The organism is Rhizobium sp. No.120, from assembly GCF_054558365.1.
Genome location: NZ_BAAJNQ010000003.1, coordinates 361,735 through 373,993 on the forward strand (window position 1 = coordinate 361,735; position 12,259 = coordinate 373,993).

The following is a 12,259-nucleotide window of genomic DNA, read 5'->3' on the forward strand; positions in this document are numbered from 1 at the left end:
ATAGGCCAGTTTCAGAAAAGACCGCCCGCTCCGGAGGTAACAGCCTGGTTCGCCTGAGGCGAGGTGCGCAGGATTTCCTCTGGCGCCACCTGCGCTGCGGCATCCCCGCCGCCGATGACCTGCAGGCTGGTAGCCGGACCCGTGCCGGGCTTGAAGGCTTCCATGATGGCATTCGGCTCGCCGGGCTGGGCGGCCATGCCGGTCGCGCGGTTGACGGCAACCATCGTCATGCCGGCGGGCACCTGGAATTTCTCCGGCGGCTCGTTCTTGGTCGCAGCCTGCATGAACTCGTTGAAGATCGGCGCGGCAAGCGCACCGCCGGTACCGCCGCGTCCGAGCGTAGCCGGGGTGTCGTAACCGATGTAAAGGCCGGCAACGAGGCTCGGTGTGTAACCCACGAACCAGGCATCCTTCTCATCATTGGTAGTGCCGGTCTTGCCAGCGACATCGGTATTGAGCTTGATTTTGCCGGCTGCCGTGCCGCGGATGATGACGCCCTGCATCATCGACGTGACCTGATAGGCCGTCATCGGATCGAGCACCTGTTCGCGGTTGTCGGCGATGACAGGCTCCTCCTGATTCTGCCAGGCGCTGACGTTGCAACTGTCACAGACGCGCTCTTCGTGCTTGAAGATGGTCTTGCCATAGCGGTCCTGAATACGGTCGATCAGCGTCGGTTTGATCTGCTTGCCGCCATTGGCCATGACCGAATAGGCCGAAACCATGCGCAGCACCGTCGTTTCGCCGGCACCGAGGGACATGGCGAGCACCGGGTTCATATGGTCGTAGATACCAAAACGCTCGGCATATTCGGCAACCAGAGGCATGCCCATATCGGAAGCAAGACGCACAGTCATCAGGTTGCGCGAGTGTTCGATGGCGAAACGAAGCGTATGGACGCCACCGCCCTCGCCTTCGTAGTTCGTCGGCTTCCACACATCGCCATTGCTGAGCGTGATTTGCAAGGGATCATCGAGAATGACCGAGGCCGGCGTATAGCCATTGTCCATAGCGGCCGCGTAGACGAAAGGCTTGAACGACGAACCGGGCTGGCGTTTCGCCTGCGTTGCGCGATTGAACTCGGACTGAGCGTAGGAAAAGCCGCCGACCATGGCGAGAACGCGGCCGGTATGCGGATCCATGACGACGAGACCGCCCTGCACCTTCGGCGGCTGACGCAGACGATAGCTGCTAGAATCCGTGCTACCGGTTTTCTGCACGTAAATCACGTCACCCGGGCTCAGGACACCGCTGGGTGATTTGGCTGACTTGCCGCCAGCCGAGCGATAGGCCCAGCGCATGTCGGCGGGAGCAATCGTACCGCGCTTGCGCTCTGTCGACACCTTACCCGCGGCATCGACACGCGGCTGCAAGCCGATATCGACACCCTGATCCGATACGGAAAGCACGACGGCGACCTGCCATTCCGGCACGTCGCTCAGGCTTGGTACCTTGGCGAGTTCGACGCCCCAATCCTGCGAAGTGGCGATCTGCTTGATCGGGCCGCGATAGCCGCGGCGCTCGTCATAATCCAGCAGACCATCCTGAAGGGCCTTGCGGGCTTCGAGCTGCATCTGCGGGTCGAGCGACGTACGAACGGAAAGGCCGCCCTCATAGAGGGTCTTTTCGCCATATTGGTCGATCAGCTGACGACGAACTTCCTCAGCGAAATAATCGGAAGCAAAGAGCGACGGGCCGCTCTTCGGCGGCACGACGCCGAGCGGCTGCTTCTTCGCTTCTTCGCCGTCGCTCTGGCTGACATAGCCGTTCTCGACCATGCGGTCGATCACCCAGTTGCGGCGGGTGAGTGCTGCTTCGGCGCGGCGGAAGGGATTGTAGTTCGACGGGCCTTTCGGAAGCGATGCGAGATAGGCCGACTCGGCGATGGTCAGCTCGTTGACCGACTTATCGAAATAGGTGAGCGCTGCGCCGGCGATGCCGTAGGAATTCAGGCCGAAATAGATTTCGTTCAGGTAAAGCTCGAGGATCTTGTCCTTGCTGTAGGCCTGTTCGATGCGGAAGGAAAGGATCGCTTCCTTGATCTTGCGGTCGAACGTCTGGTCGGCCGAGAGCAGGAAGTTCTTGGCGACCTGCTGCGTGATGGTGGACGCACCGACAAAGCGACGGCCGGAACCGATATTCTGCAGGTTCACAGCTACGGCGCGGATAAGGCCGCCGACATCGACACCGGGATGATTGTAGAAATTCTTGTCTTCCGCTGAAAGGAAAGCCGCCTTGACGCGATCGGGAATAGCTTGGATCGGCACAAAAAGCCGGTTCTCGCGTGAATATTCCTTCATCAGCGCGCCGTTGCCGGCGTGAATGCGCGTCGTTACCGGCGGCGCGTATTTGGCAAGCACCTCGTAATCGGGCAGTTCCTTCGAGACCACGCTCAGATAGATAGCAGCCGCAGCCGCCACACCCAGAAACAGGAGGCAGCCGAGGCCAAAGAAATATCCAATCAGTCTGATCATCTGATACTACCGGTGCTTGTTCTTCATGCGGCACGTGCGCGAGATCATCGCATAATCACGGGCGTTTTGCACGCTCGCGGCGTGAATGCAAGACGGCAATGGGGCAAAGCCGTGCTTCATACGCGAGCAAATGATACTTCGCTGTAACGGCGGGAATGTGAGCAAAATAGGGCTCGTCGCCGGTATTCCAATTTCATCCAGTTCTAAAGTGCATCGCTGTTACATGGAAGCCACGGCGGGTCGTCCCCATGGGAGCCGTCATCCGCCGTTTGCGATAATCGATACGCGATACCGCTTTACGGCTTCCGCCAGCCGGTCGACGACCTTCTGCCGCCAGTCGGGATCGAGCAACAGCTTCTCATCCTCCTTATTGGAGAGAAAGCCGAGCTCAAGCAGGATCGAGGGCACGTCCGGCGCAGTCAGGACCTGGAAACCAGCATGGCGATGTGGATTGTTGATCATGGCGATCTGACCGTTGAACGAAGACAATACGTCCTGCGCCAGGGAAATGGAGAAGGCCTGCGTCTCGCGGCGCGTCAGATCCATCAGAATATCGTTGACAGCGGCAGGTTGTGCCTGCCTTTCGGCACCAGCAATCTGATCGGAATTGTTTTCACGATCAGCCACCTCTCCGGCGAGGCGGTCCGACGCCTTGTCCGAGATGGTGTAGACGGTCGCGCCGCGAATATCCTTCTGCTTCAGCGTGTCGGCATGCAGCGAGATGAAGAGCGACGCATGATTTTGCCGAGCTATCGTCACGCGCTCCGACAGCGTCAGGTACTGATCCTTATCGCGCGTCAGGAAAGCCTTGATGCCAGGCAGGGCATTCAACTTGTCGGCTAGGATTTTGGCGAAGGCGAGCGTGATATCTTTTTCCTGGGTGGTGCCGTCCGTGCCGGTCGCACCCGCATCGATACCGCCGTGGCCGGCATCGACAGCCACAAGGAACGTATTCGGATCGGTCTTTTGCGTCGGCTCGACAGGACCGACATCCTTGGCGGTGTCGTCGCTCATCCAGCTTTGCTTTTTCACCAGTTCCGCGAATTGTTCGGCCGGCAGCATCTCGGCATCCAGCACGAGGCGCTGCCCCTTGCCGCTCTCATCGGCCTGAACCTTGGCCGTGACCAGCTTTACCGGCTTCTTTGCCGTCAGCACGATGCGCGCGCTGTCCGCATCCATGGTGCCGTAGCGAATGTCCTTGAAAAGACCAGTCGGCTTGAGACTGCCGGCCGGGAAGCCGAATGCAGTTGATGGGAGATCGACGACGACGCGGACGGGATTGTCAAGATAGTGAACGGTGAAGGTGGGAGCCCGATCCATATCGATGACAATACGGGTGCGGGCATCGTCACCGGCAATGCGGGCGCCATAGGCGAGCACGGAATCATCCGCCGCCGCTATAGGCGCAAATGCCGAAACCAAAACGAGAATTACCAGAGCGAAGGCCGCTGACGCAAATCGCAAAGCCCTCACGCCAATCTCCGCCACATGCCGCAATCCCTTTACCAAGTGCCCAACGCGCCCCATATTGGTTTCGACGTTGTTTTTGAAGTCCCAATAACGGAAACCAGGTTTGACCTGATGGCTGCATCGATGATGCCCGGGAGACGAATCGACAAGATACCCTCCCCGTCTCCTCATCATCCGACGAATCCATCAATATTATGGCATACTTGGCTTTTCCCTTGCTATTGTGACAGATAAAACATACAACGCATATTAGGGTAGAAGTGTTGACGGGATAGAGTCGTCGCGAAGGCAGCCGCCTCGAGTACCAGGCGCCAATAAGCGGCATTCATCCGCCGTCTGCAGTACTTCTGCTCGAAACAGTGGATATCTGAATTTCCGGCTTCAAACGGGAAATTCATCGGTGGAGAGCCACCAAACGCTCTTTAGAGAGCACATTCATCGGACTCATTTGTGGGTCTAAGGCATAGTAGATCTCGCTTGGTTACGGATGTCACCGCAGCAGCTTTTTCAAAAAGTCAACAGACCCCAGGGAACTGATGCCCCGGCTGCCGTCTGGATGCTGTCATCGCCGAACCAATCGCGACTTTCATTATCCGGTGCAGCAATTGCGGATCATATCCGGCCTGTCCCTGCGACAGGCAGGCCCCCATCCGATTGTCTGCGCCGAGGAGCACAGCTTTCATGGCAGACAAAATGCTTATCGATGCGTCTCACGAGGAAGAGACGCGGGTCGTTGTCGTTCGCGGGAACCGCATAGAAGAGTTTGACTTCGAGTCCCAGCACAAGAAGCAAATCCGCGGCAACATCTATCTTGCAAAAGTAACGCGGGTAGAACCTTCGCTTCAGGCCGCTTTCGTTGACTACGGCGGCAACCGGCACGGCTTCCTGGCCTTCGCCGAAATCCATCCCGATTACTACCAGATCCCGCTGGCCGACCGGCAGGCGCTTCTGAAGGCTGAGGCTGAAGAGCATCGCCGCGACGACGATGTCGAGCATGTCGAAACGGCGCTCGATCTTTCGCAGCAGGAACAACCCGATATCGGTATCGTCCCGACGCAGGGTGAAGAAGCCGTAGTGCCGGCCGCAATCGCGGAAGAGGCGCCCGCCCCGGAGGCTGTCGAAGCCGCCGAAGAGGCCCCCGCCAAGAAGGCAAAACCGCGCCGCAGCCGCAAGAAGGCTTCAGCCGAAGAAGCACCCGCCCCTGAAGCGACGGCCGCCATCGATGCGCCGAGCGATGAAGAAGAGGGACCGTCGGGTGAAATGGCTGCGATGGTCGAAACCGATTCGATCTCGGAAGACGTTGCCACCTCCAAGCGTCGCCGCGATGACGACGACGATGACGACGATCATGACCATGAAGAGGAAGTGATCGAATCCGTCGGCGCCGAAGACGCGATGGAAGAAGTCCCCGATCGCGCCCAGCGCAAGCCGCGCAAGCAGTACCGCATTCAGGAAGTCATCAAGCGCCGCCAGATCCTGCTGGTGCAGGTTGCCAAGGAAGAGCGCGGCAACAAGGGTGCAGCACTCACAACCTATCTCTCGCTCGCAGGCCGCTACTCGGTCCTGATGCCGAACACGGCGCGCGGCGGCGGTATCTCCCGCAAGATCACCAATCCGCAGGACCGCAAGCGCCTGAAGGAAATCGCCAAGATGCTCGAAGTGCCCCAGGGCATGGGCGTCATTCTGCGCACCGCCGGTGCCAACCGCACCAAAGTCGAGGTCAAGCGCGATTTCGAATATCTGATGCGCCTTTGGGAAAACGTTCGCACGCTGACGCTGGCTTCGACCGCGCCGTGCCTCGTCTATGAAGAAGGCAGCCTGATCAAGCGCTCGATCCGCGACCTTTACAACAAGGATATCGGCGAGATCATCGTTGCCGGCGAAGAAGGCTATCGTGAAGCCAAGGACTTCATGAAGATGCTGATGCCGAGCCACGCCAAGGTGGTTCAGCCCTATCGCGACATTCACCCGATCTTCTCGCGCTCCGGCATCGAGGCGCAGCTTGACCGTATGCTGCAGCCGCAGGTGACGCTGCGTTCCGGCGGCTATCTGATCATGAATCAGACGGAAGCGCTGGTTTCGATCGACGTCAACTCCGGTCGCTCGACCCGCGAACATTCGATCGAAGACACCGCGCTCCAGACGAACCTGGAAGCGGCTGAGGAAATCGCACGCCAGCTGCGCCTGCGCGACCTTGCCGGCCTGATCGTCATCGACTTCATCGACATGGAAGAGAAGCGCAACAACCGCGCCGTCGAGAAAAAGCTGAAGGAATGCCTTAAGAACGATCGCGCCCGCATCCAGGTCGGCCGGATCTCGCATTTCGGCCTTCTGGAAATGTCGCGCCAACGCATCCGCGCTTCGGTTCTTGAAAGCACGACGCAGATCTGCTCGCATTGCGGCGGCACGGGTCACGTCCGCTCGCAGTCTTCCGTTGCCCTGCACGTCCTGCGTGGCATAGAGGAATATCTGCTCAAGAACACAACGCATGACATTACCGTGCGCACGACGCCTGATATCGCGCTCTATCTGCTCAACCATAAGCGCCAGACGATCATCGATTATGAAAGCCGCTTCGGCGTTGCGATCGTCATCGATGCCGACAATGCTGTTGGCACGCAGCACTTCGCGATCGACCGCGGCGAGCCGGTCGCCAATCCGGTGAAGATCGAAAGCCTGTTCAACTTCGCAGCCATTCCGGATGATGATGACGACGATATCGTCATCGAAGCCGATGAGGATGAAGACGAAGAGCTGGAAGAAAAGGCTGCAAGCACCGAGCAGCAGCCTGCAGCCCGCTCCGAAGGCAATGATGGCAACCGCAAGCGCAAGCGCCGGCGCCGTCGTCGTGGCCGCGGCAACGATACGCAAGCCGCTCCTGCCTTCGAAGATGGCTCCCTGGCCAATGTCGCCGAAGATGGAGACGAAGGCGACGATGACGAGACTGATGCCGGCGCAGACAACGCCGCGTCCGGCGGCAATGACGATGACGCGCAGCAAAAGCGCAAGCGCCGTCGTCGCGGCAAGCGTGGCGGCCGACGCAATCGCGAAAACGAAGGAAACGAGCAGACCGCTGCAGGCGACGAAGCCAATTCCGGCGAAACTGATGAGAATGATGCCGAAGACGGCGACGAAGCAACCGTAACGGTGGCCGAGATCGCGGTCGCCGAAGGCGAAGCTGCCGTCGAGGCGCAGCCCGCCATGGCAGCGGTCGAAACCGCGGCCGCCGTCACCGAAGACGTCAAGCCCGCCAAGGGCCGCGGCCGTCGCAAGACAAAGGCGATCGAAGCATTGCCGGTCGAGACGCCCGTGGTCGACGAAGCGCCGGCAGCGGATGTCGAAATCGAAGCGGTCGCCGAGACCACCGAAGCTTTGGACAATTCGGCAGAAGGGGCAGCACCCGAAGCAACTGAGGAAGCAGTCAAGCCGGCCCGCGCCAATCGCGAATCCAACGTCTCCTCCTCCGCCCCGGTGGTGAAATCCACCCGCGCCAATGAAGGTGGCGAGAGCGACGGAGAGCCGGCCAAGCCGAAAAAGGCAGGCTGGTGGCAGCGCCGCGGCTTCTTTTAAGAAGATCAATTCGCGATAAGTTCAGAATCCGGCTGTGGCGACACGGCCGGATTTTCTGTTTCCGTTGCACGTCTTATTCGTCGGTCATGCCGAAACACCAAACTGATCGAGAGTTAAAGCGCATACGGTTCCCCGACTTACGAAAACACTTCCGCAAGCTCGCTCAAACCATTGATTGCGGATTCTATTTCAGCCAAGTCGCCATGCGTTCGGTGGCTTTCTCGATCTCTGCATTCGAGCCGGCATAGGAGAAACGCATCGCGCGATGTCCTTCCACGGGATCGAAATCAAGGCCAGGCGTGGCGGCAACATTGATTTCGGCCAGCATCTTGCGGGCGAAAGCCATACTGTCATTTGTGAAGCGGCTGACATCGACATAGGCATAGAAGGCGCCATCCATCGGCGAAGCAATACGGAAGCCGATTTCCGGCAGCCGGCGCATGAGGAAATCGCGGTTGCGGCCATAGCTCTTACGATAGACATCCAGTTCGGCGCCTGCGCCGAGCGCCGCCTCGGCGGCGATCTGCGACAGTTCCGGCGCGGAGATATAAAGGCTCTGAGCCACACGTTCGATAGGGCGAACGAGCCGCTCCGGCAGGACCATCCAGCCAATGCGCCAGCCGGTCATGCAATAATATTTCGAGAAGGAATTGATGACGATCGCCTCGTCCGTCAGCTCCAGTGCGCTCGCCTCCTCGCCGACAAAGGTCAGCCCGTGGTAGATCTCATCGGAGATGAAGGCGATGGAACGATCCGCGCAATAATCAGCCAGCGCCTTCAAGGCCGCCCTGCCCGTCACCGTGCCTGTGGGATTGGCGGGGCTTGCCAGCAGTACTCCCTTCAAGCGCTTCCCACTTTCAGACTGTGCTGCCTCAAGGCTCTCGGGCGTGAGCGTAAACTGCGTTTCCTCCGTGACCGGCACTTCGACGACATCAAGGCCGAGTGCCGCAAGAATGTTGCGGTAAGCCGGATAGCCCGGCCGGGCGATGGCGACGCAGTCGCCGGCGTCGAACAAGGTCAGGAACGCTAGATTGAAGCCGGCCGACGATCCGGTCGTGATCGCAATGCGCTTCGGATCGATGCTGAGGCCGTGGCGTACCTGGTAATGGGCAGAAAGCGCCTGCCGCAGGGCCAGAGTGCCGAGGGCATCCGTGTAACCGATGCGGCCATGGCCCAGAGCTGCGCGCGCCGCCTCCAACGCCGCTTGGGGCGCGGGATGAGATGGCTGCCCAACCGCCATGGAAATGACGGAATGCCCAGCCTGGCGACGCCGTGTCGCTTCCGCCAGCACATCCATAGCATGAAAGGGTTCGACATCGCTGCGCTTAGATAGGGAAAACACGGTCAATTCTCTCTCGGATCGGATTGGCAAGCGACATTTGCCGCAATATCGGCTCGTTCACAATCCTGCGATTGCGGCGTTGTCGTGAAAATTCCTGTTTCTGGAAGTAAGGACGCACCGTAAATTGTCGATGCCTATTTGCGGATGTTAACCCGACGATGTTATTGCGCATCCGAGAATGACGTCTCCGCCCAGATCCAAACGAGGACCCAATGACCTTTTCTCTCAAAAGCCTGCTGACGGTTTCGGCGATTGCCCTGACAGCGTCCTTCGCCACAATCCAGCCGGCCGCCGCGCTGGACGACCTGCAGAAGAAGGAAATCGGGGATTTCATCAAGGAGTATCTCGTCGAGCACCCGGAGGTGCTGCTGGATGCACAGGCCGCGCTCGAAAAGAAGCAGGACGAAGCCCGGGTCGCACAGTCGTCGCAGGTGATCACACAGAACAAGGATGCGATCTTCAACTCCAAGAATGATATCGCCATCGGCAATCCGAAGGGCGATATCACCGTTGTCGAGTTCTTCGACTATAACTGCACCTATTGCCGGCATGCGCTTGGCGACATGGACAAGCTCCTGCAGCAGGACAAGAATGTCCGTTTCGTGCTGAAGGAGTTTCCGATCCTCGGGGAGGATTCGGTTGCCGCCTCCCGGGTTTCCAGCGCATTCCGCCTGCTCGCGCCGGAAAAATATGCCGAGTTCCATCACAAGCTACTGGGCAGCGACGGCCGCGCTTCCGAGGACACGGCCATCGATGTCGCCACCTCGCTTGGCGTCAGCGAAGCGGCCATCCGCGCCGAAATGGCAAAAGCGCCGAATACCGCCATGATCAAGGCGACCTACCAGCTTGCTACCGATCTCGGCGTCAACGGCACCCCCGCCTATGTCATCGGCAACGAGATGATTTCCGGCGCGGTCGGCCTCGATGCCATCAAGGAGAAGATCGCCAACGTTCGCAGTTGCGGCAAGACGAGCTGCTGAGCGGCGCAAAAATGCCAAAATCGCGGCGTTTCCACATCTAGAGGCACGCAACCTTCGCACCGGGGCTTTCCTATAGGGCCTCGGGAGTCTATAGGTTGCGCTGCACTTTGACGGAACCACTGATGGCGCAAACTATTTTCGTCCTTAACGGACCCAATTTAAATGCTCTCGGCAAGCGCGAGCCGGGCATCTATGGCGGCAAGACGCTTAAGGATATCGAAGCCGACTGCAAGTCCGTCGGTGAAAGCCTGGGCTTCGTTGTCGACTTCCGGCAGAGCAATCACGAAGGCGTGCTGGTGGACTGGATCCATGAAGCCGGCGACAAGGCCGTCGGTGTCGCGATCAATCCCGGCGCCTACGGTCACACGTCGATCGCCTTACACGATGCGATCCGCGCTATCTCCATTCCCGTCGTGGAGGTTCATATCTCCAATATCCACGCACGCGAAGAATTCCGACACAAATCGATGATCGCACCCGCCGCAAAGGGCATGATCTGCGGTTTCGGACCTCATAGCTACATCCTGGCGCTTCAAGCGCTGAAATCCATCACCCAATAACAAAAATACAGGGCAAGAAATCCAATGGCTGAAAAGAAATCGGGTATCGACCAGGCGCTGATTCGCGATCTCGCCAATATTCTCAACGACACGGATCTCACCGAGATCGAAGTCGAACAGGAAGATTTGCGCATCCGCGTATCACGCGCTGGCACGACGCAATATGTTCAGGCGCCGATTGCCGCCCCGGCCGCTTATGCCGCTCCTGCCGCCGTTACGGCAGCACCGGCCGCCGCCGCTCCGGCAAGCAACGCACGCAATCCCGACAACGTCGTCAGCGCGCCCATGGTCGGCACTGCTTACCTGGCGTCGGCACCAGGCTCTGCTGCCTTCATCCAGGTCGGCGCAACCGTCAAGGAAGGTCAGACGCTGCTCATCATCGAAGCCATGAAGACGATGAACCAGATCCCCGCCCCGAAGTCCGGTACGGTGACTGAAATCCTCGTTCAGGACGGCCGTCCGGTCGAGTATGGCGAAGCCCTGGTCGTCATCGAGTAAGGTCGGCCCATGCCCATTATTTCGAAGATTCTCATAGCCAATCGCGGAGAGATCGCTCTGCGCGTGCTGCGCGCCTGCAAGGAGCTCGGCATTGCGACTGTTGCGGTGCATTCGACCGCTGATGGCGACGCGATGCATGTGCGCCTGGCGGATGAAAGCGTTTGCATCGGCCCGCCGCCGTCGCGCGATAGCTATCTCAACATCCACCAGATTGTTGCCGCTTGTGAAATCACCGGCGCCGACGCCGTGCATCCCGGCTATGGCTTCCTATCGGAGAATGCCAAGTTCGCCGATATTCTCGAGGCGCACGGCATTACCTTTATCGGTCCGACGGCGGAACATATCCGCATCATGGGCGACAAGATCACCGCCAAGACCACGGCGCAGCAGCTCGGCATTCCGGTTGTTCCCGGTTCCGACGGCGAAGTGAAAACCGAGGCGGATGCGCTGAAGACGGCGCGCGAGATCGGCTATCCGGTTCTCATCAAGGCAACCGCCGGCGGCGGCGGTCGCGGCATGAAGGTTGCCCGCACTGAAGACGACCTTATCGAGGCTTGGTCGACGGCACGCACGGAAGCTGCGGCCGCTTTCGGCAACGAATCCGTCTATATGGAAAAGTACCTCGGCAAGCCGCGCCATATCGAAATCCAGGTTTTCGGTGATGGCGAAGGCAATGCGATCCATCTCGGCGAACGCGATTGCTCGTTGCAGCGCCGCCACCAGAAGGTCTGGGAAGAGGCCAACTCGCCAGCACTCAACGTCGAACAGCGCATGAAGATCGGCCAAATCTGCGCCGACGCGATGAAGAAACTGAAATATCGCGGCGCCGGCACCATCGAGTTCCTCTATGAGAACGGCGAGTTCTATTTCATCGAAATGAATACTCGTCTGCAGGTGGAACATCCGGTGACCGAAGCCATCACCGGCATCGACCTCGTTCATGAGCAGATCCGCGTCGCCTCCGGCGGCGGCCTTTCGGTCACGCAGGACGAGGTGCATTTCCAAGGCCATGCAATCGAATGCCGCATCAATGCCGAGGACGCACGTACCTTCGTCCCCTCGCCCGGCACGATCACGCATTTCCATGCGCCAGGCGGCCTCGGCGTGCGCATCGATTCCGGTGCCTATCAGGGCTACAGGATCCCCCCCTACTACGACAGCCTCATCGGCAAGCTCATCGTTCACGGGCGCACCCGCGTCGAATGCATGATGCGCCTGCGCCGCGCGCTGGACGAATTCGTGGTGGATGGTATCAAAACCACCCTGCCGCTCTTCCAGGATCTGGTTTCCAACCAGGATATCGCCAACGGCGATTACGATATCCATTGGCTGGAAAACTACCTGGCAAACACATCGGCCTAGCCA

The 12,259-nt window shown here is 59.3% G+C and carries 8 protein-coding genes; 5 read left to right on the forward strand and 3 right to left on the reverse strand.

What is annotated here, in order from left to right; genetic code table 11:
* Positions 1–11: 11 nt before the first annotated feature.
* Together ACYJRZ_RS12530 and ACYJRZ_RS12535 are read right to left on the reverse strand one after the other, a co-directional pair.
* Complete coding sequence (locus ACYJRZ_RS12530; RefSeq protein ID WP_459459214.1) at positions 12–2,474, reverse strand: penicillin-binding protein 1A; 2,463 nt, start codon at positions 2,472–2,474, stop codon at positions 12–14.
* Between the two features lie 258 nt (positions 2,475–2,732).
* Positions 2,733–3,947, reverse strand: coding sequence for an N-acetylmuramoyl-L-alanine amidase (locus ACYJRZ_RS12535; protein ID WP_459459215.1), 1,215 nt, complete (start codon positions 3,945–3,947; stop codon positions 2,733–2,735).
* A gap of 678 nt (positions 3,948–4,625) precedes the next feature.
* Between ACYJRZ_RS12535 and ACYJRZ_RS12540 the strand changes: the two genes are divergently transcribed.
* A complete protein-coding gene (locus ACYJRZ_RS12540; RefSeq protein ID WP_459459216.1) occupies positions 4,626–7,514 on the forward strand; it encodes an Rne/Rng family ribonuclease in 2,889 nt (962 codons plus the stop codon).
* A gap of 184 nt (positions 7,515–7,698) precedes the next feature.
* Here the strand turns inward: ACYJRZ_RS12540 and ACYJRZ_RS12545 are convergent, their stop codons facing one another.
* Positions 7,699–8,856 carry a pyridoxal phosphate-dependent aminotransferase gene (locus ACYJRZ_RS12545; RefSeq protein WP_459459217.1) on the reverse strand — a complete coding sequence of 386 codons (1,158 nt, stop codon included), beginning with the start codon at positions 8,854–8,856 and terminating at the stop codon, positions 7,699–7,701.
* Positions 8,857–9,068: 212 nt separating this feature from the next.
* On the opposite strand from ACYJRZ_RS12545, the gene ACYJRZ_RS12550 reads away from it, so the two are divergent.
* The 4 genes from ACYJRZ_RS12550 (at position 9,069) to accC (ending at position 12,256) form a co-directional block, all read left to right on the forward strand.
* Entirely contained in the window at positions 9,069–9,836 is a 768-nt protein-coding gene (locus ACYJRZ_RS12550) for a DsbA family protein (RefSeq protein ID WP_459459218.1), read from the forward strand.
* Positions 9,837–9,958: 122 nt separating this feature from the next.
* Positions 9,959–10,396 (forward strand): type II 3-dehydroquinate dehydratase, encoded by a 438-nt coding sequence (aroQ, locus tag ACYJRZ_RS12555; protein ID WP_015339571.1) that lies wholly within the window; start codon positions 9,959–9,961, stop codon positions 10,394–10,396.
* Positions 10,397–10,420: 24 nt separating this feature from the next.
* Entirely contained in the window at positions 10,421–10,894 is a 474-nt protein-coding gene (gene accB, locus ACYJRZ_RS12560) for an acetyl-CoA carboxylase biotin carboxyl carrier protein (protein ID WP_459459219.1), read from the forward strand.
* A 9-nt stretch (positions 10,895–10,903) separates the two neighbouring features.
* The gene (gene accC, locus ACYJRZ_RS12565; protein WP_459459220.1) at positions 10,904–12,256 is read left to right on the forward strand and encodes an acetyl-CoA carboxylase biotin carboxylase subunit; all 1,353 of its coding nucleotides are present in this window, start codon (positions 10,904–10,906) and stop codon (positions 12,254–12,256) included.
* Positions 12,257–12,259: the final 3 nt, after the last annotated feature.

Excerpts from the sequence above, each read along its gene's own strand:
- ACYJRZ_RS12530 (WP_459459214.1), bottom strand. The coding sequence starts at position 2,474 with ATGATCAGACTGATTGGATATTTCTTTGGCCTCGGCTGCCTCCTGTTT.
- ACYJRZ_RS12540 (WP_459459216.1), top strand. The coding sequence starts at position 4,626 with ATGGCAGACAAAATGCTTATCGATGCGTCTCACGAGGAAGAGACGCGG.
- ACYJRZ_RS12550 (WP_459459218.1), top strand. The coding sequence starts at position 9,069 with ATGACCTTTTCTCTCAAAAGCCTGCTGACGGTTTCGGCGATTGCCCTG.
- aroQ (WP_015339571.1), top strand. The coding sequence starts at position 9,959 with ATGGCGCAAACTATTTTCGTCCTTAACGGACCCAATTTAAATGCTCTC.
- accB (WP_459459219.1), top strand. The coding sequence starts at position 10,421 with ATGGCTGAAAAGAAATCGGGTATCGACCAGGCGCTGATTCGCGATCTC.
- accC (WP_459459220.1), top strand. The coding sequence starts at position 10,904 with ATGCCCATTATTTCGAAGATTCTCATAGCCAATCGCGGAGAGATCGCT.